16 protein-coding genes, 1 pseudogene and 1 CRISPR repeat array are annotated in these 18,968 nt (G+C 68.5%); of the genes and pseudogenes, 13 read left to right on the top strand and 4 right to left on the bottom strand.

The features are described from left to right. Window positions 1–93 (bottom strand): helix-turn-helix domain-containing protein (locus ACTG9Q_RS32475; RefSeq protein WP_455576785.1); only part of this gene is annotated, 93 nt, incomplete at its 3' end. Window positions 94–243: 150 nt separating this feature from the next. Here ACTG9Q_RS32475 and ACTG9Q_RS32470 point away from each other — a divergent pair. From ACTG9Q_RS32470 to ACTG9Q_RS32435, 8 genes are all read left to right on the top strand, one after another. Continuing rightward, window positions 244–471, top strand: a complete 228-nt coding sequence (locus tag ACTG9Q_RS32470; protein WP_455576783.1) for a hypothetical protein — start codon at window positions 244–246, stop codon at window positions 469–471. Between the two features lie 133 nt (window positions 472–604). Next, window positions 605–745, top strand: coding sequence for a hypothetical protein (locus ACTG9Q_RS32465; RefSeq protein WP_455576782.1), 141 nt, complete (start codon window positions 605–607; stop codon window positions 743–745). A gap of 42 nt (window positions 746–787) precedes the next feature. Further along, window positions 788–2,140: a radical SAM protein gene (locus ACTG9Q_RS32460; protein ID WP_455576781.1), complete on the top strand. Its 1,353-nt coding sequence runs from the start codon at window positions 788–790 to the stop codon at window positions 2,138–2,140. Between the two features lie 43 nt (window positions 2,141–2,183). After that, window positions 2,184–4,343 (top strand): B12-binding domain-containing radical SAM protein, encoded by a 2,160-nt coding sequence (locus ACTG9Q_RS32455; protein WP_455576780.1) that lies wholly within the window; start codon window positions 2,184–2,186, stop codon window positions 4,341–4,343. Then, window positions 4,340–5,515 (top strand): hypothetical protein, encoded by a 1,176-nt coding sequence (locus ACTG9Q_RS32450; RefSeq protein WP_455576779.1) that lies wholly within the window; start codon window positions 4,340–4,342, stop codon window positions 5,513–5,515. Before ACTG9Q_RS32455 ends, ACTG9Q_RS32450 begins: the two co-directional genes overlap by 4 nt. Continuing rightward, entirely contained in the window at window positions 5,512–6,726 is a 1,215-nt protein-coding gene (locus ACTG9Q_RS32445) for an MFS transporter (RefSeq protein ID WP_455576778.1), read from the top strand. The genes ACTG9Q_RS32450 and ACTG9Q_RS32445 overlap by 4 nt, the downstream gene beginning before the upstream one ends. A 9-nt stretch (window positions 6,727–6,735) precedes the next feature. After that, window positions 6,736–7,689 carry a JmjC domain-containing protein gene (locus tag ACTG9Q_RS32440; RefSeq protein ID WP_455576777.1) on the top strand — a complete coding sequence of 318 codons (954 nt, stop codon included), beginning with the start codon at window positions 6,736–6,738 and terminating at the stop codon, window positions 7,687–7,689. A 364-nt stretch (window positions 7,690–8,053) separates the two neighbouring features. After that, window positions 8,054–8,548, top strand: a complete 495-nt coding sequence (locus ACTG9Q_RS32435) for a hypothetical protein (protein WP_455576776.1) — start codon at window positions 8,054–8,056, stop codon at window positions 8,546–8,548. Between the two features lie 355 nt (window positions 8,549–8,903). After that, a CRISPR array of direct repeats spans window positions 8,904–9,235; the repeat unit is 28 nt; unit sequence GGACCAGCCCCGCCTGCGCGGGGAGCAC. Between the two features lie 865 nt (window positions 9,236–10,100). Here the strand turns inward: ACTG9Q_RS32435 and ACTG9Q_RS32430 are convergent. Together ACTG9Q_RS32430 and ACTG9Q_RS32425 are read right to left on the bottom strand one after the other, a co-directional pair. Continuing rightward, window positions 10,101–10,520 (bottom strand): transposase, encoded by a 420-nt coding sequence (locus ACTG9Q_RS32430; protein WP_455576775.1) that lies wholly within the window; start codon window positions 10,518–10,520, stop codon window positions 10,101–10,103. Window positions 10,521–10,625: 105 nt separating this feature from the next. Next, complete coding sequence (locus tag ACTG9Q_RS32425) at window positions 10,626–11,675, bottom strand: serine hydrolase domain-containing protein (protein ID WP_455576784.1); 1,050 nt, start codon at window positions 11,673–11,675, stop codon at window positions 10,626–10,628. Window positions 11,676–11,804: 129 nt separating this feature from the next. On the opposite strand from ACTG9Q_RS32425, the gene ACTG9Q_RS32420 reads away from it, so the two are divergent. The 4 genes from ACTG9Q_RS32420 (at window position 11,805) to ACTG9Q_RS32405 (ending at window position 16,820) form a co-directional block, all read left to right on the top strand. Continuing rightward, complete coding sequence (locus ACTG9Q_RS32420) at window positions 11,805–11,963, top strand: hypothetical protein (protein WP_455576774.1); 159 nt, start codon at window positions 11,805–11,807, stop codon at window positions 11,961–11,963. 410 nt (window positions 11,964–12,373) lie between these two features. Beyond that, on the top strand, window positions 12,374–12,781 hold the full coding sequence (locus ACTG9Q_RS32415) for a transposase (RefSeq protein ID WP_455576773.1): 408 nt from the start codon (window positions 12,374–12,376) through the stop codon (window positions 12,779–12,781). 977 nt (window positions 12,782–13,758) lie between these two features. Beyond that, the gene (locus ACTG9Q_RS32410) at window positions 13,759–14,088 is read left to right on the top strand and encodes a hypothetical protein (RefSeq protein WP_455576772.1); all 330 of its coding nucleotides are present in this window, start codon (window positions 13,759–13,761) and stop codon (window positions 14,086–14,088) included. Continuing rightward, window positions 14,085–16,820 carry a tetratricopeptide repeat protein gene (locus tag ACTG9Q_RS32405; RefSeq protein WP_455576771.1) on the top strand — a complete coding sequence of 912 codons (2,736 nt, stop codon included), beginning with the start codon at window positions 14,085–14,087 and terminating at the stop codon, window positions 16,818–16,820. Before ACTG9Q_RS32410 ends, ACTG9Q_RS32405 begins: the two co-directional genes overlap by 4 nt. Window positions 16,821–16,978: 158 nt before the next feature. Here the strand turns inward: ACTG9Q_RS32405 and ACTG9Q_RS32400 are convergent. Further along, window positions 16,979–17,757: pseudogene (locus ACTG9Q_RS32400) on the bottom strand (transposase). A gap of 185 nt (window positions 17,758–17,942) precedes the next feature. Here ACTG9Q_RS32400 and ACTG9Q_RS32395 point away from each other — a divergent pair. After that, window positions 17,943–18,796, top strand: a protein-coding gene (locus ACTG9Q_RS32395) for an IS5 family transposase (protein ID WP_455576770.1) whose coding sequence is annotated in 2 segments (ribosomal slippage) — window positions 17,943–18,291 and window positions 18,291–18,796 — 855 coding nt in all. Because the reading frame shifts where the segments join, the coding sequence is not laid out codon by codon here. Window positions 18,797–18,968: the final 172 nt, after the last annotated feature.

The following is an 18,968-nucleotide window of genomic DNA, read 5'->3' as shown; positions in this document are numbered from 1 at the left end:
GATGCGGCGGACGGTCGGCTTGGGGATGGCGGTGGCTCGGGTCAACGCGGCCAGGGTGGCGGAGCGGCCGAGGGCGGCGACCGCGTCGAGCACCGCGACGACCCGCCCCGTGACGGTGCGGGTGGGGCCTGTGTGCCCAGTTCCCGGGTTGCAGCGATCGGGTTTCGCAAGTGGCGACTACGACGAACACCACATCCGCAACGCCCCCACGACAGCGTCGGGCACCGGTAGCAGTGCTCGGTCGTGGATCGGGGCGCACAGATCGCCGTGGCGGAGGACGCGGTCGAGGACGTCATCGGCGGTGAAACAGAAGGATGCGTCCTGTTGATCGTTGAGGTCATGTTGCCCGATATGGGTAACGGCATGAACGTCGATGGTGCCTTGATGCAATCACTCGACGTGTTACGACCACCCGACTGGACGATTGCGGGTTCACAACAAGACCAATGGGCGAGTCCTGTGGATTCTTAGGGCTGTGATTCGATCGCCGAACCCGGAATTGGTGTGCCTGTCGCTTCTTACGCCGTTCGGCTGCTGCCGTGGCGTGGATCACCATCGTACGATCAAAAACCGTACAACACGCCGATCTGGAAGGTGGTGCGTTATGTCCGAGTCGACCGAGGCTCGAATGGAGGACGCCGAGCTCCTCGCAGTGCTGGAGGACGATGTGTTCGGCGAGTCCGGTGAGGCCAGATCGTTCACGGAATCGAACAACAACAACTACGGGTGCGGCGTCGAGAACTGACGGCATTCTGCTCCCGCGGTTGAGAATGGACGCTGTGCTCTGATGACATCTGGTCTCGTGGTGAGCCGATATGCGATCGTCAGCGACGACGTGTTCGCCGACGCCGACGGTCGGCCGTGTCGGCTCGTGTACGTCACGAGAACGGCTCGGGTGTCACGGGTCACGCGCGCCCTCGGCGACGCGCTCCACAGCGGGCAGGTTGACGCGCTGCCGCGTGAGTGCACCGATGAGTTGACCCGGCTGAGGATTCTCGGCGATCACGATACCGACGAGGTCTCGGAGGTCTTGCGTTCGCAGCGTGCCGCGGCCGGGTCGCTCAGCCACCGGCAGTACGTTCTGCTGCCGACCCGCTACTGCAACATGGCGTGCGGGTACTGCGGGCAGGAGCACGTGAAGGGTCGGATGACCGACCAGCACCGGGATCGGGTGGTGGCGCGCGTGCTGCGCGGCATCGCCGCGCCGGCCACCGAGTCCGTGGGGGTCGGCTGGTTCGGGGCAGAGCCGATGATGGCCTACGCCACAATCCGCGACATGTCCGCTCAATTTGTGGCGGCTGCGCGCACCCACGGCAGGCCTTATTCCGCGCGCATGACCACAAATGGCGTCCTGCTGACCCCCCGAAAACTTCGCGTCCTGCACGACGAATGCCTCGTGCGGGGAATCAACGTCACCATCGACGGCGTTGGCGAAGAGCACGACCGGCATCGGCCGCTCAAATCGGGAGGGTCGTCATACGGCCGAATAGTCGACGCGCTTCGGTACGCCGTGGTCGCGGTTGACGAGCTGCCGAATCTCAAGGTCACCATTCGGACGAATGTGGACGTGAACAATGTTGACGGCATCACCCGTATGGCCGATGAAATGGTGGCTGCCGGGCTGACCGGCGACCGTGTCGACTACGAGCTCCACGCGGTCTACAGCTGGAGCAACGACGTGTCGGATATCCGCATCCAGCAAGCCGACTTCGCCGTGCACGAGGTGCAGATGCTGCGCACGTTCCTCGACCGCGGCCTCGACATCACCGTCTTGCCCAACAAGCCGGTGAGCGTGACCTGTGTCGCCGTCGCGATGGGTGGCGAGGTGCACAGCCCGACCGGGACGGTGTTCACCTGCACCGAGCACCCGCTCGTGGACCGGCACGAGAAGCACGATGGCATCGCCACCCTGGCGGAGCTCCCGATCGACGTCGTGCGACCGCGAGGACCGTTCGACGGGTGGTACGACGAGATCGATGAGGGCAAGGTGCCATGCCGGGGGTGCGAGCTGCTGCCGGTGTGCGGCGGTTCTTGTCCGAAGCACTGGGGTGAGGGCGATCCGCCCTGCCCGTCATTGAAGTTCAACGTGCAGGCCCGGTTGCGGCTGCTCGCACGTAGCCGCGGGCTGGCGCTTCTGTGAGCGCCAGGTCCCTGTCACAGCCACATGCCGACGGGAGAGGCCAGTGCGCGTCGCGTTGATCTACCCACCCCTGCTCGACCCGAGCGCGGGCTACCACAGCCTGTCCTACCTCAAGACCTACGCCGCCGCCCGCCGCGACGACGAGATCGCCGTGATCGACGCCAACATCGACGCCGTCTGCCACCTCACCGAACCCGCGACGGTGCAGCGGATCGTCACCGAGCGTGCCGCCCGTCGGGACGAACTGCTGACCCGGGTGCCGTCATTGGATGACGCGTGCGCGGAGGAACTCGGTGAGCTGGTCAAACTCGCCGCCTTCGACCCGGACGAGTTGCGGACCGCCGTCAACGTGCTGCGTGACCCGGTCGCCTTCTACGACTACCCGAGCTACCGCTGGGCCGTGGAGCGGTTGATCGGGTGGATGTCGCTGCTCGGTTCGATGGGTGAACCCGGCCAGTTCTTCGAGGGCTTCCAACTGCGATGGCGCGGCTGGCACCCGTCGGTCAGCGCCGACCTGACCGACGCGGCGCTGCTGGAGAAGCTGAACCGGCCGTTCCAGAGCTACTACGACGAGGTGCTGCTGCCGCAGTTGCGCTCCCTGCGGCCGGACGTCGTGGGGTTGAACCTCACCTTCATCAGCCAAACGCCGTTCGCGCTGTGGCTACTGCGGGAGATCCGGCGGACTCTGCCGACGGCGCACCTGACCTGTGGTGGCACGGAGCTCTCCGACATCTGGAAGTACCTCGGCGATCGCAGCCGATTCTTCGACATCCTCGACGCCGCCGACTCCGCTGTGGTCGGCGAAGGGGAGACGGCCTTCGTTTCCCTGCTGGAGGCAGTCGAGAGCGGCACTCTCGGCGACGCCGGGAGCTCCGTGCTGCTGCATCCCCGGCACAGCGGTGGCAGGCTGCCGCTGCCGATGTACCGCTACGAGAAGCTGCGTGAGCTGGGCACCCCGGACCTGTCCGACCTCGCCTTCGACCGATACCTCTCGCCCGAGCCGTACGTGTACTACTCGCCCTCTCGCGGCTGCTACTGGAACAAGTGCACGTTCTGCGACTACGGCCTCAACGAGGACTCGCCGACCAGCCCCTGGCGCCAGGACCCGGCGGACAAGGTCGTGGCGGACCTGACCGAGATCTCGAAAATCGCCCGGCACGTCTACCTGTCCGTCGACGTGCTCGCCCCGGCGACCCTGCTGAAGGTGGCCGAGGGACTGCGCGACCGCGGGGTGGACGTGCGCTGGGGCGCCGAACTGCGCCTGGAGAAGTACTGGTCACCGGAGAAGTGCGCCACCCTGCGCGACGGTGGCTGCTCCGCGTTGTCGGTGGGGTTCGAGTCCGGCAACCAACGCGTGCTGGACCTGATCGACAAGGGCGTCACGTTGCCCCGGGTGCTGGAGACCCTGCGGCACATGGCCGACGCGGGCATCCCGATCCAGATGATGGGCTTCACCGGCTTCCCCACCGAGACGTTCGACGAGGCGATGGACTCGGTGCGGTTCCTGCAGGAGCACCGAGAGCTGTGGACCATGGGCGGCCTCGGTGAGTTCGTGCTGACCTCGGGTGCCATCGTGGCCAAGAGACCTGAGCAGTTCGGCATCAGCGAGATCCACCCCTGGCCCGGCCACGACATCCGGCGCGAGCTGGCCTACACCCAGGTCGTCCACCTCACCGACGAACAGGACGAGCAACTCACCCGAGCCAAGCAGACACTGCAGTTCGGGGACTTCGGCAGGCCGTGGCTCGGCGGCACCGACACCCCGCACTCCTACCTGTACCACGCCCGGTATGGACGCGAGCTCACCCGCGTCACGCGAACCACCCTGTGGCGCAGGGGAAAGAGCTGGGCCGGACCATGGCGCCTGAACGGCGCCCTGGTGACCGTCCCCGCAGGCCATGTGCTGGAGACCGGCGGTCGGCAGTACGACCCACCGAGCTACCGGCACCGGCCCGGAGCGCCCGCCTCCACGCTATTCGTCCGGGCCGACGGGCGGGTCTTCACGCTCACCGGCCACTTGGCCGCCTTCGTGCGCGCCATGTCCGAGCCCGCGACGTTCGACAACCTCGCCGGGCGGGCGACCGACATCCCCGGTGACCGGCTGCGGCCAACCTGGAACTCGGCGGTGTACAACCACATCCTGACACCGGCACAGCCCGTCACCACCTCGGACCGGGAGCTCGCGGTGGCGGGTCGGCCGTGATCGAACTGTCCGCGCTGGACGCCGCCGCTGACACCCCGACCACCTCCGACCGGCCGATCCCCCTCCCGACAGACCTCCTGCTGCCCTGCATGCGGCTACCGCGGGGACCGCTGCAGGACCGCGCCGCCACCCTCACCACCCGGATGCGCGATGACCTGCGGCGCACCGCCCCCCTCGCGCGCCTGGTGGAGACCCTGAACCAGGTGGCACTGACCTTCGCCGAGGCTGGTGATCGGGTTCTCGCCGAGCGGGTCTGCCACACCCAGCTGGCACTCTGCGCTCGTGACCACGAGGCGACCGGTGACCCGGCCTCCTTGGTCGCCGCGCTGCAACCGTGGATCAACCTTGGCAGGCTCCGGGTGCTGTCCGGCGATCCCGCAGCCGCGTCGACGCACTTCGCGTTGGCGACCGCCATCTCCACGCGGTCCCCTGTACGCGCCGGACCGGTGAGCATCACCGCGGCCGACTGGGCCGCGATCACCGAGGCTGGACCACAGCCTGCCCAGGTCGCCGCGGCCATCGAGGTCACCGAGCTGTCCAAGGCGCTGTTGCGAACCGGGCACGCGGAGGACCTGCGCCCGTGGCTGTCTCGTTGGCTGGCAAGTCCACTGACCCGTGGCCAGGCGACGCTGCAGGAAGCCCGCATCTGCTTCGGACTGCACACTGGACAGGGGGAAGCGGCGCGTCGGCTCGCCGACGACGGCGCGCGGCACACGTCGGGTGTGGCGACGCGGGTCTTCGCTCACTACGTCCTGCTGGCCGACACCGCGTTGGGCCTCGACACCACGGCCCGCGCGCTGCGGCTCGCGGACTCTGCCCTTCGCGCCGCCGGAGACACCCGTTACGACACGGCGCGCCTGGTCGGCGCGCTGGCCGAGATCCTGCTTCACCAACGAGCGGACGAGTCCGCGGTCCCGCTGCTCCGCGCAGCCGCCGAACTGGCAGCTGCCGAGCCGGACGAGCCGCTGCACGCCCGGCTGCTGCTGCGCGTGGCCGAGGTGTCCGGGCCGACACCGCCGCTGCTGGGCGAGCTGCGGGAGCTGTGCGCGAACAGCCGCTACGCCGAGGTCCACCGGCGCGTGCACGACCGCTGCAGCTGCCGAGCGGACCACGGCACCCACGCGGCTCGAGAGTTCCTCGCCCCGCTTGCCGACACCGTGGCCGCGCTGTGACGACCAAAGCCAAGTCCGCTGTGCTCCGGGACAACCGCGACTTCGCGCTGCTGTGGTCAGGTCACGCCGCGTCCACCTTCGGATCGCAGCTCTCCGCCGTCGCGGTGCCGCTGCTGGTGCTGTCGCTGACCGCGTCGCCCGTGGCCGTCGGGGTGGTGGCCGCGGTGGGCATGGTCACCACGCTCGTGGCCCGGCTACCCGCAGGAGCGCTCGCCGACCGACTCGACCGCCGCACCACCATGATCTGGTGTGACCTCGGACGCGCGGCAGCCGTGGCGAGCCTGGCCGCGGCAGCCTGGCTCGACATGGTGACGCTCCCACACGTCGTCTGCGTCGCTGTCGTGGTGGGGCTGCTCACCGCGCTGTTCGCGCCCGCGGGGGCAGGCGCGCTGCCCCGGGTCGTGCCACGCGCGGACCTGCCCACCGCCATGACCCGCAACCAGCTGCGGGACCAGACCGCCAGCCTGGTCGGGCCGCCCACCGGGGGTTTCCTCTTCGCCATCAGCCGGGCGCTTCCGTTCACCGTGGACGTGCTGTCCTTCCTGGCCTCCGCCTTCCTCATCGGACGGATTCGAACGGACCTGTCCCCGGCGACCCGCCGCACGTCCACGGTGGGCAGAGACATCGCCGATGGCCTGCGATGGCTCGCAGGCCGCAAGGACCTGGTACTGCTGATGCTCTGGTCGGCGGTCACCAACTTCACCCTCAACGGGGTCGCCGTCGGGATAGTCGTGGTGGCCGTGCAGGGCGGATCGTCGCCATTCCAGATCGGTGTGATGCAAGCCCTGGGCGGTGTCGGCGGTGTGCTGGGCGCACTGGCCGCGAGCCGGATCGTCCGCGCCGTCCGGCTGCGCACCGCGCTCCTGGTAACCGGCGTGGCATGGTCAGCCCTGTTCTGCGGCATGGCCTTCACGACCAACCCGTACGCGTTGGGCGCGCTGTTCATGCTGACCATCGCGGTCGCCCCGACCACAGCCGCGCTGGTCAACACCGCCCTGGTGGCGAGCACCCCGGACGAGATGTACGGCCGGGTCAACAGCACCGCGGGCCTGGTTGCCAGCTCGGCCAACCCGCTCGGGCCGATCGTCATGGGCGTGCTGCTGGTAGGGGCGCCGCACCTGGCACTGCCGGTCTTCGGCCTCGTCGTGGGGCTCGGCACTCTCGGATATCTAGTCGCCGACCGACGGATCGCGCGAGAACGGACGGGGTGACAGGACACCATGGGACAGGCATTGGCTCGGCTGGCTCCCGACCACGACCGGCTGTGCGAGCACTGGGAACAGAAGCCGTTGGTCAGCCGGAACTGCGGCCGCTTCGACGAGGTGTTCTCGCTGGAGACCCTGGAACAGACGCTGATGAACCCCGCACTGGTGAGCTCCACCGTTCGGATGATGCGCCGCGGCGACGAACTCGATCCAGCCCTGTTCTCCGCAGGACGCGAGCGCTCGACGCCCGGGGCAGAACGCAGGCTCGACCCGGCCGCCGTCCTCGGCCTGGTCGCTGATGGAGCGACGGTGGTGCTGGAGGAAATCCAGTCGCACTGCCCGACCGTGGCCGCATTCACCGACCAGATCCGCGCCGAAACCGGCTGGCAGACCTACACCACGGCGTTCCTCACCCCACCCGGCTCCTTCGGCGCCCCGCTGCACTACGACATGACCAGCGTCTTCGTCCGACAGCTGCACGGCAGCAAGCGGTGGCGCATCGGCCGACCAACCGAGCCGTGGCCGGTAACCGCCTGGCACACCGGCATGTCCCTGAACTTCGACGAGATCCTCGACATCACCCTGGACGAGGGTGACTGCCTCTACCTTCCCCGCGGGTTCCACCACATCGCCGAAGCAACCGAAGAACCGTCCCTGCACCTGACCATCGGGATGATCCCGGTGACGTGGGCAGGCGTCCTGCACCGGCTACTCGACTCCGGCGCCCCCACCGAGCTGCGGTCGGCCCTACCACTCGGCTTCCACACGATGTCCGACGACGAACTACACCAATCGCTGACCGAGCAGATCGACCGCGCCTGCCAGCATCTGCGCCACATCGACCGCCCAGTCGTCGCTGGTCTCGTTCGCAGAATGTACTTCCCGACCGAAGTCCCCAATCCCTCAAAGCCCGGCGATCTCCGCGTCGCGCTCACCTCAGTGGATCAGTTGCCTGCAAGTAACACCTGACTCATCAGGCTCTTTCGGAGGGTCTGCCCATTCGGGCAGCTCTGACGCATTTTCGGTGGTGGGTCGCTGCCGGTGCAGGCAGTGCCCGCACCGGCACCGCTCGCGGCATACATCGAGTGTTCGACCTGCTGCGGCGAGATACCGGGGAGGTCAGCTCCACCTCGCGCGGAATGCGGCGTGACATTGTCCCGAAACTGGTGGGTAATTGTCTTGTGTAGCTGATTCGGTCGAGTTGTGTGCCGCGATGGGCCATCCGGTAGTCACCTGATTGCCGTCTTCCATTTCGCGATGTCCGGCTGCTAGTTTTCTCGTGTCAAATCCGTTCGCGCATCGGGCGGGTATCTCATTATGATGCGAGGGTTTAATGCGCAATTCTTGTGGAATCATCGGTCGATTTGTTGCCGCGATTGCCGCGGTCGTGTTGGCCGGTGCGGCGCTCGCTGTCCCGGCGCACGCCGCCGGGACAGGGCTGAACCCGCCGCCGCTTGCCAAGCAGCTTTCGGGGAACTCGACGCAGGCTTCGCTCACGATCAGTAACGGGTCGTGGTCGTGCACGTTGCGGGTCGATGAACCGAATCGGTTCTGGGGCGGTAGCGGTGGTGGGGTCAACGGGTACGGCAATTTGACGTGCAGCCACGTCATGCCCGAGATGCTGCTCCAGGTCGGTCTCTACCGTTATGGCGCCTTGGTGCACGTATTCGAGAACTACAAGCAGTACATGTCATTCGTCAGCGGCGTCACCCGCTTGTCGCCGTTCAGCTCGGGGCAGTACCAGTCCGGCGCGGTGGCCGGGGTGGCCTGGCCGGACGGGCAGGTGACCTACTTTCCGCAGGTCGATTCGCTGATCGTGACGCTGTAAGCACTAATCGCAGGGTCGTAGGATTTCCTCCAGTCGGAGGTGATCGTCAGCCCTTGCCGAAGGACTGGGGGATGCGGCGGGGAAGAGTCGGCGGAGCTGGTCGGCCGCCGGTTCCGGGATGTCGCCGAGGCCGCGGGTGCGTCCGTCACGCATGTCCACTCATGCTTGTGATCACCCCGATACCGAGGCGGCGGCCAGCACGCTCGTCCGCAGGCTCAGCAACTCGCCGACACCCGCCGCCGACACCGGGGAGGAGGTCGCAGAGCTCCGCCAAGCACTGGAGGCAGCTCAGGGTGAACTACTTCTGCTCCGGCGGAGCACTGGGATGAGGGCTGAGCCGTACATCCGTGAAGCAGGACCGACCCTGCCTGCGCGGGGAGCACCGTGCGCTCACGGTGGGGACCGTGTTCAGGTGGGAGTAGCCCCGCCTGCGCGGGGAGCACGGCGGTCAGGAAACCGTCGCCAGGATGGCGTCAGGACCAGCCCCGCCTGCGCGGGGAGCACGAGGCGTACGACCTTGCCGGGTCGGCCGAGGGCGGACCAGCCCCGCCTGCGCGGGGAGCACCTCACCGGCGCTGTCGACAAGGTCGGCAAGGCAGGACCAGCCCCGCCTGCGCGGGGAGCACGCGATCACCAACGTGGTCGTGCCCGCGTTGCGGGGACCAGCCCCGCCTGCGCGGGGAGCACACTTGCTGAACTGCGATTTTAGCGCACGCTCGGACGTTCTAGGATCACTTTGCCATTTTTTCAGGTCTTGTTGAATACCTGTGGTTGCCGCGCGCTGGCCGGTGGACATCGGGCCGTCGGTGGTTTCTTGGTGGGGTAGCCCCGTCTGCGGGAGCTGAAGCCGGTGACGGCGTATATCTCGCTGCCCTGTTGGGCGTCAGGTAGCTGATCACAAGATCACGCTTGACCTGGGCGGGGTGTAGCCACCTATGGATGGGGTGGCCCTGTCCGGCGTGATCGGAGCGGAGATCATTCGAGATCGCCGCCGACGCCCAGGAACAACCCCGCGTACGCGGGGGGAACACCGGAGCCGGGGCCACCGGCGGCAGCTTCGCGGGACCAGCCCCGCCTGCACAGGGAGCACACGCACGTACGGTGCGTAAAGACTCCGCGGTGCTCACGTCGAGATCGTTGTCGTAATGCCGATCTGTTGTGCTACAGGGGTCCAGATGTCGGTGTCGACGTCAGGGGCCGAGATGGAGACGATGAGGCTGTAGCGGGCGTCGTGGTCGACTCGGCCGCGTGCAGGTTGCTCTTTCCACCAGCCGTCAACCGGGTAGATGGCGAGGAGTCCGCGCTGTGCCAGGTCGGAGGCTGTTCCGGTCCAGATGTCGGTGTGCAGCGAGCCTGGGGCACGTTGTGCTTCGGGGCCGAAGAGCCAGTCGCCGGTATCGCCCGCCGATTTCGGGCGCTGCTCGCCTGGTTGGAGTGCTTTGAGGTTGAGTCGTTTGTGGAAGTCCTGTGTGGATTCTGTTGGGCGCCGGACGTCGAACCGCAGTCCGTGGGAGGCGTAGCAGGACCGCGAGCGGGATGCCGCCGCCGTCGGTCAGGACGTGGTGCTTGGAGCCCGGTCGGGCCCGGTCGACCGGGCTCGGCCCGCTTGTGGGTCGCGTCGCGCGGCCCGGACGTGTGAGGTGTCGATCACGGCGCGGCCCCAGTCCAGCCTGCCCGCCGAGTGCAACCCCGCGAGTAGAACCTCGTGCAGCCGCGACCACACGCCGGCCTCGTTCCAGTCCCGCAACCGCCGCCAGCAGGTCATCCCGGAGCCGAAGCCCAGCTCCTGCGGGAGAAACTCCCACTGGATCCCGGTGTGCAGCACGAACAGGATGCCTTGCAGACACAGCCGGTCGGGCACCTGCTTGCGCCCTGGGTTACGGATCCTGCGCGGCACCACCGGCAGCAACGGCTCGATCCGCTCCCACAGATCGTCCGGGACGATCCATGGCGGCGACTCACCCCTCCTCACAACCGAACATGATTCAGGTCGGGCAGGCCCGACGCCATCACGGTGATCATTTTCTTAGGACCACTAAGACGCGGTCGCGGACCGCTCCGCGATCGAGTTGCGAGGCTATTTGGCAGTGGCTGCCAGTTCGGCGATTTGGGCTACTGTCTTCGCCGGGTCGTAGCCTTCCTGGTTGCTCAGTGCCACGACCGACAGGCCGTGCTCGGGGTTGATGTGGAGTTCTGAGCGGAAGCCGGGTGTGTGGCCGCTGTGGCCGAAGGTGTTGCCGCGGACTTGGACGCCGTAGCCGTAGGACTGGGAGGCGTCCAGTTCGACGTGGGGTTGCCGCATCAGGGTGAGGGCGTCGGGTGTGAGGACGGCGGGGGTGGCGGTGATGAGGAAGTCCGACCAGCGGCCCAGGTCGGCGGCGGTGGAGACGAGGCCGCCGTCGGCATAGGGAAGCAACGGGGGGATCTCGGCGGGGGTATCCCCGGAGGCATATCCCACGGCCCCTTTGGGGACCATATCGGTCGAGGCCATTCCCAGTGGTGCCAGGACGTTCTCCTCGATGAACGTCGCGTACCCGGTCCCCGAGACCCGCTCGATGACTGCGCCTAGGAGGACGTAGCCCAGGTTCGAGTAGGAGAATCCGCCGCCCGGTGGGCCGGTCAGGGGTGGGCGCTGGATGAGCGGCACGAGCTCGGCGTGGGTGGGCGGAGAGGCCGTGAAGCGCCGTTCCTCCTCCGGGGTGTACCCCGTGTAGTCCCGCTCCAGCCCGGCGGTGTGGGTGAGCAGGTGGTGGATGGTGATACCGGACCACGTCGCCGGGCAGCTCGCCAGGTGCTCGCACACCGGGTCCTGGACGTCCAACAGGCCGCGCTCGTCAAGTACCAGCACTCCCACAGCGGTCACCTGCTTGGTGATCGACCCGATCATGAACCTGGTCCCCGGCTCGTTCGGCGTCCCCGCCGCCGCGTCCGCAGTCCCGTACGCCCGGGAGAACAGCACCTCCCCGTCCTTGCGGACTTTCACAACCCCCCGCATCCCTTGACGATGCAACGCATCACCCACCTGCGCCAACCGCTCCACCACCCCCAATGGCGCAGGCTCATCAGCCTTCACCCCACACCCCGCCAACCCGAGCCCGACCACAGCCCCCACGATCACGAGCCGCATCGCAGCCCCCTCTCCCCATTTGATCATCAGATCGAACCAAGAGGAACAAACGTTTCGGGGTATCGCCGTGGAACTACCGTCATCCCCCGAAGGTTCGCCAAGAACACCACCCTTCACATCCTCGTCGTCATGATCGAGACACCAACCGCCTCGGGCGGCGACTTGGCCGTGCTCGAGTCCGGCCACTGCGGTCTGCCCACCAACGGAGACGTCCTCGCCCGCGCGGCAGTGGCCGCAGACGCCTTCATGCAGGACACCGGCTCGCCCACCACGCCGCACGGCGGATGACGGCGCCGCCATGACCGCGCCGCTGACCACCCGCGCGTCCACGCAGCGCCCCGGTCCCCACCTTCGGGTGCTGCTTCGTCGTGGCCGCGGCGAGCGGTCACCGCGCGCCCGGAGCCTGTACATGGTCCTCAACCGCTCTCATATCCTGGTGGCCGCCGCGCTAGCAGCGGCCCACCGCGCGGCGCGGAGCCGTGATCGGCTCGCACTCGACCGCACACGCGCTTGCGGTGTCCGGAACGTAGGTGGTTGGACGACCGTGAAGTGTTGTGCGGCATCCTGTTCGTGCCCTACAAGGGCATCCAGTGGGAGTTCCTGCCGTAGGAGCTGGGCTACGGGTTCGGGATGACGTGGTGGCGGTGTGGAACGAGGCCGGGGTGTGACCGCGGCTGCATGAACTGCTGCTCGCCCGGTTGCAGGCCGCGATCCCAGCTCGGTCGACGCGCCGGGCGGGTTCCAAGCACCACCTGATCACCGACGGCGGCGGCATCCCGTTGGCGGTGACGCCGACCGGCACCAACCGCGACGACGTCACCCAACTGCTGCCGCTGCTCGACGCCGTCCCGCCGGTCCGCGGTCGGCGTGGTCGGCCCCGACGCAGGCCCGACCGGCTCTACGCCGACCGGGCCTACGACCACGACAAACACCGCAGACAGGTCCGCCAAGGGCGTCCAGGCCGTTCATCGCTCGCCGCGGCGACGACACGGTTCCGGACTGGGCGTCACCGCTGGGTGGTCGAACAGGCTTTGGCGCTGCCGCACTGGTTCCACCGCCTGCGCATCCGCTGGGAGATCCGTGACGACATCCACGAGGCTTCCTAAGCCTGGCCTGCTCAATCATCTGCCAGCGCCGACTCAAACGCCACCAGTCATTGCGTCAGGACCTCTTAGCCCACACCGCCCGAGCTCCGAGACCACGCCGGATCTCTCCAATCACCGGCCAGGCGACAGAATAGGGAGGCCGAAGACGGCGGCGAACGGTTCCACGCTCAGCGGGGCGCGGATCGAAACCGATGAAGTCGACGATGGCGACACGGTGTTAGCTGAGGCTTGGGCGCGCACCACGGCCTCCGAAACCGTCCTGGAAGGTCAAGGGTGCTGGCTGGAGTTGACCCGTTTGACGGACAGGGTCGGTAAGTGTGGTCAGGCTACCCAGTCCGCCGGGTGGTGGCGGGTGGTTCCTAGTAGGGCTTCGTTAGGTCGCTCCGACCTGCGGAGATGCGACGGCCTGCCGGGCAACGCCGAGAGACGTCTCCGCGCATCGCCCCAGGTCATGGCCTCAACGTCAGCGCCCGACGGCCGGTGGTGTCGCTTCTGGCTCCGACCTAACGAAGCCCTACTAGGTGGTGGGGCTGAAGGTGGTCGAGGCTGATGAGCATGTGCGGGAGGCTCTCGGCGGTGTGCTGGGCGGGATGGAGGATCGTGGTGGGCGGTACCTGTTCTGGTTAGCGGCCGCGCACGGCGGGCTGCCGTGTTGGTCCTGGTGGGGTACGCCCGGCTGGCCTGGGCTGGAGTAGCTGTTCATGGAAGCACTCGACGCTCCGGATCACCCGCACTGGGACCGCGGCGGGCACCTGCGTGCGCTGATCTCGCCACAGCCGCACGGTCAGGAACTGAGAGCATCTATGGCGGGTGCTGCTGCGTCATCCCGAAAGCTCGACCGACGTCGGCGGCGTTCGCGGTCCGGGCGGCTATCGGCCGTCGTGAACCGGCCGCTGACCCGGTCCGGACCGCCCGGCCGTAGCGGTGCTGCCGGGTGGTGCGACATTCAGGTGGGTTCGCGGCGCAGGAGGGGACCGGTGACTGGGCGACGTCGGGCGATGTGGCTGGGGGTGGGCTGCGCTGTCGCAGGGGTGGCGATGTGGGCTCTTGCGAGGTTCGGGCTGCTGGACTGGGTGGGGGATGAGCGGCACCCCGCCAGGGCTGCGGTGGAGGCGTTGAGCTGGGTCGCGGGCATCGGCGGGCTCGTCGTGGGGATGGCGGCGCTGGTCGTGGCCACGCGGTCGCCCGCCAGTTCGGGGCCGTCGGTGAGCGGCAGCACGATCCACGGGCCGACACTGGTGGCGGGCGGCGACATCCGGGACGTCACCATCGGGGACCGGCCTGAGCCGGGGAGCCGGGATCGGTGAGCTGGTGGCGCAGGCGTGCCAGACCCGCCGGGCCGGTCCTGTCAAACAGCACGGTCCAGGGGCCGAGCCTGCTGGCGGGCGGGGACATCACCGGGGTGACGGTGGGCGAGACCCACATCCACCTGCCCGCGCGGAATACCCCGGCGGCCCGGGTCGAGATCCTCACCGCCGCTGCAGGCGACGCTGTGTTCACCGGTCGGGTCGAGCCGGTCCGGCGGCTGCTGGCCGCGCTGGACCCCGCCGCGAGCGGGGAGGCGGTGGTGGTGTCGGCCGGGATGGGCGGGGTCGGCAAGACCGCCTTGACCCGGCACTGCGCGGCGCGGGCCGCCGCGGCCGGGTGGTTCCCGGGCGGGGTGTTCTCCGTGGACGTGCTCGGCTACGGCGACAACCCCGTCCCCGCCGAGTCCGTGCTGTCGCCCCTGCTGCGAGGGCTGGGCGTCGCGCCTGAGCGGATACCGGTCGCCGCCGCCGACGCGCAGGTCGTCTACCAGCAGGTGCTCGCCCGGCTCGGCGAGCGTGTCCTGCTGCTGGTGGACAACGCGTCCACCAGCGAGCAGGTCCGGCCGCTGCTGCCCGCACCGGGCACCGGGCACGCGGTCGTGGTGACCACCCGCGACACCCTCGACCTGCCCGCCCGCCCCCTCACACTGGACGTCCTCGACGACGACGAGTCGGTCGCGCTCCTGACCGCCGCCCTGCGCGCGATCGCGCCGGAGGACCGGCGCCTGGCCGACGCGGGCGGGGCGCGCGAGCTGGCGCGGGCGTGCGCGGGTCTGCCGCTGGCGCTGCGCATCGCCTCCCCGCTGCTGGCCGAGGAACCCGACGTGACCGCGGCCGAGTTGGCGCGCCAACTCCGGAAAGCGCCGGGCGTGGACGGCTACGCCCACGGGGAACAGGCCGTCGCCGCCGTCCTGGACCTGTCCTGGAACCGGCTCGTGGCCCTGCACCCGGAGCGCGCGACGACGCTGCGGCTGCTGTGCCTGTCCCCGGGCCCCGATGTCGCCACCGGCACCGCCGCCGCCCTCACCGGGCACCCCGCCGACGCGGTGCGGGTGCACCTGCGCGGCCTGCGCCACGCCCACCTCGTCCGCCGCGCGGGCTCCGACCGCTGGTCCCTGCACGACCTCATCCGCGCCCACACCACTACCCGCACTCCGCCCGACCTCGATCCCGCCCGGCTCGACGCGGCCGAGAACAGGGTGCTCGACCACTACGCGCTGACCGCCGAACGCGCGGACACCCACCTGCGCGCCCTGCGGGGGCAGGACGTGCAGGAGCGGTTCACCGGTCGTGAGGACGCGCTGCGCTGGTTCGACGACGAGCGCGCGAACCTGGTCGCCGCCGTCGCCCACGCGAGCACCAGCCACCACGACCACGCCGTCCGCTTGGGCAACGCTGTCTGCGTGTACTTGGAATGGCGGCGCTACTTCCCCGAGGGCGTCGCCGTCGCCACGCATGCGCACGCCAGCGCCGCCCACCTCACCCCCCGGCACGTGGCGGGGGCCGCGAACCGGCTCGGCTTGGCGCTGCGGCAGGTGCGCCGCTTCGAGGACGCCCTCGTCGCCCACGAGCGTTCCCTCGCGCTCCACCGCGAGCTGGGAAACCGCGGCGGCGAAGGCGCGGCCTGGAACAACATCGGCCTGGTCCTGCAGGAGATGCGCCGCTTCGACGAGGCCGTTGACGCCCACGAGCGTGATCTGGCCATCTGCCGGAACAACGACGACCGCCGCAGCGAGGGCATCGCGTGGAACAATCTCGCCCTGGCACTGAACAGGTTGGATCGCTTCGGCGACGCCATCGCCGCGCTGGAACGCGCTCGCGCGATCTGCCAGGAGCTCGGTGACCGGTACGGAGAAGGCGCGGCGTGGACCAACCTCGGGATGAACCTGAGAAAGGAACACCGCTTCGATGAGGCGATCGTCGCGTACGAACGCGCCCGCGCCATTTGCGGTGAACTGGACGACCTCCACGGCGAAGGCCTGGTCTGGGACAACCTTGGCGCGGTCCTGTTCGACATGCGCCGCTTCGATGAGGCCACCGCCGCCTATGAGCGGGCCCTGCGCATCTACCAGGACACGTCCGACGCCCACCGTGAAGGCACGGTGTGGAATGGGATCGGCCAGGTCTCGCGGCGCCTGCGCCGCTTCGACGAGGCGCTCGACGCCCACGAGCGCGAACTGGCCATCAGCCAGGAGTTGGCCGACCCCGAGGGGGAAGCCAAGGCGTGGAACAACATCGGCTTGGCCCTGCGTGACCTGAACCGCCCGAACGAGGCGATCACCGCCCTGCGACGCGCCCTCGTCGGCTACCTCGACGTGGGCAACCGGTTCGGCGAAGGCTTGGCGTGGAGCAACCTCGGCCTGGCGTTCAACGGAGCAGGGCGCTCGGGCGAGGCGATCGCCGCCCACGAGCGCGCCCGTTCCATCCACCGCGAACTGGGCGAGCGCCGCGACGAGGCCGGGGCCCTGATGAACCTCGGTCTCGCCCTGCGCAAGGCGAAGCGCCTCGACGAAGCGGTCACCGCCCAGGAACAAGCCCGCGCGCTGTTCCAGCAGGCTGGTGAGCGCCACCTGGAAGCAGGGGCGTGGCTCAACCTCGGCCTGATCTTCCGCGACCTGGACCGCTCCGACGAGGCCACCGGGTGCTGGCACCAGGCCTGGGTCGCCTACACCGAGACCGGTGACGCCGACAGTGTCATCGTGGTCGAACACCTCCTGTACGGCACCGGCTGAAGCCCGGTCAGGACCATGCTCGATGCGCTGACCTACCCAAATCGACACCCGGACGTTTTGTCGGGTTAGGAACGTCCACAGGATTGCCCGGGCGGCCTGAGACTCACTAAGGGATGTCTCGTAACTGATCTTGTGTTCCGGGGACTGGTGTCTGTCGGTTAGTCGGTGATGGTGAGGTTGTGGAGGTAGGCGATGCCCGCGGCGGTGGTGGCGAGGGTGTGGCCTGCGCGGCGGTAGTCGCGCAGGATCTTCCAGTTCTTCATCCCGGCCAGGGTGTGTTCGACCCGGGCTCTGATCTTGCGGTGGATGGTGTTGAGATCTTCTTTCCAGTCGGGAAGTTCGGTGCCGTCGCGGGGTTTGCGGTAGGGCATGATCACGTCGGGTTGCCTTGGTATCCGCCGTCGGCCATGACCGGGCGGCCCGCCAGTTGTTCGGCGATGCCGGAGTCGCGGTAGACGGTGCAGTCGTTGCGGTTGCCCGGCTGCGGGTCGCCGGTGGCGATCACCAGGCGGGTGTCGGCGTCGATGGCCACCTGCAGATTGGTCGAGTAGCGGTAGTTCTTCGACCGCTCCGCCACCCGGTGATCGCGGGTCGGGACCAGGGTGCCGTCGACGATCGCGACTTGGTCCACGCGGCGCTTGCGCACGGGCGCCAACGCCAACAGCGGGCCGAGGGAGTCCACCACGCGGTGGGCGGCGGAGTGTGAGACCCCGAACAGTGGCCCGATCTGACGCATGGTCAGGTTCGTGCGCCAGTACACCGCGATCAGTAGCACCCGGTCCGGCAGCGTCAACCGCCATGGACGACCAGGGCGTCCGTCGGCGATGGCCTCACCGCCACGAGCGGCCACCACCCGCACCAGCTTGCGGAACTGCCCTGGCTGCAGCCCGGTGAACGGCGCTATCCACTCCGACCGCGACGACGAGATCACCTGCACCCGCACATGATCAACCACCCGCCACACAACCCGATCACCGGGTTACGAGACATCCCTTAGGCGCAGCCACCGACAGCATGCGCACCAACGAAAGCGGTCCTGAACAAGGATTTCCGCGGTGATAAGACCTGGTCTCAAACTTAGGGGTGTGTCACTGCGTAACCTGCCGGTCTTGGTCGTCGATCGTGGGCAGTCGTGGCGAAGACGACGCAGCAGCGGCGGGTCGAGGACCGGCTCTCTGGGAGCTGATCGAACCTTTGATCCCGTTCCGACCAGCGCCGCGCGGTCCGGGTGGGCGGCTCCGGATCGATGACCGTGCCGCGCTAGAGGGGATCTTGTTCGTGCTCGACACCGGCTGCCGCTGGCGAGACCTACCCGAGCAGCTCGGATGCGGTTCCGGGCACACCGCGTGGCGGCGGTTACGTGAGTGGCAGGACGCCGGCGTGTGGGACCGGCTGCACCAGCTCGTGCTCTACGAGCTGTCCAACATCGACGAGCTCGACTGGACCAGAGGCTGCATCGACGCGGTGTCGGTGCGGTCGAAAAGGGGGGCGAGCTGACCGGCCGCAGCCCCACTGACCGGGGTAAAGCCGGCTCCAAGTACCACGTTCTGTGCGACGCGAATGGGCTACCGCTGCACATCATGTTGTCGGCGGCAAACACCCACGACAGCATGCTGTTCGAGCCGCTGCTGGACACGAACCCGACCGTGCGCGGCCACCACGGCCGGGCGGGCTGGCCACGATGCCGACCGGACAAGCTGCACGCCGACAAGGGCTACGACTACCGCCGCTGCCGTCGCTACCTGACCCGCCGCGGTATCAAGGTCCGTATCGCCCGGCGCGGGATTGAGGGCAAGTCCCGCCTCGGCCGGGTCCGCTGGGTCGTCGAACGCACCATCTCCTGGCTGCTGCGGTTCAAACGCCTCGGGCTGCGTTACGACCGGACCGAACGCATCACACTGGCGCTACTCACGCTGGCCTGCACCGTGATCAACGTCCGCCGGCTCATAAAGATCGAGCTCTGCGACCAGGTCTAACGCATCCATTCACTCGTTTGGGATACATCGGTAGCTCTGTGTCGTTGGGTGGGGGGTGACTGGTGAGCTTCTGAGCGCGGAGCAGGTCCTCGGGTCGGCATGGGGCCCCGTCACCACGAGGGAGATCGATCTCCTGGAGGAGGCTGCAGCCGCGTTGCTGACGGCACCATCG

Source organism: Actinokineospora lacus, assembly GCF_053813445.1.
Note: the sequence above shows the minus strand (reverse complement) of the source record. Positions and strands in the feature narration are given on the sequence as shown.

What these genes read in the sequence shown, in the direction of transcription:
- ACTG9Q_RS32465 (WP_455576782.1), top strand. Translation starts at nt 605, where the DNA reads ATGTCCGAGTCGACCGAGGCTCGAATGGAGGACGCCGAGCTCCTCGCA.
- ACTG9Q_RS32460 (WP_455576781.1), top strand. Translation starts at nt 788, where the DNA reads ATGACATCTGGTCTCGTGGTGAGCCGATATGCGATCGTCAGCGACGAC.
- ACTG9Q_RS32440 (WP_455576777.1), top strand. Translation starts at nt 6,736, where the DNA reads ATGGGACAGGCATTGGCTCGGCTGGCTCCCGACCACGACCGGCTGTGC.
- ACTG9Q_RS32435 (WP_455576776.1), top strand. Translation starts at nt 8,054, where the DNA reads ATGCGCAATTCTTGTGGAATCATCGGTCGATTTGTTGCCGCGATTGCC.
- ACTG9Q_RS32425 (WP_455576784.1), bottom strand. Translation starts at nt 11,675, where the DNA reads ATGCGGCTCGTGATCGTGGGGGCTGTGGTCGGGCTCGGGTTGGCGGGG.
- ACTG9Q_RS32420 (WP_455576774.1), top strand. Translation starts at nt 11,805, where the DNA reads ATGATCGAGACACCAACCGCCTCGGGCGGCGACTTGGCCGTGCTCGAG.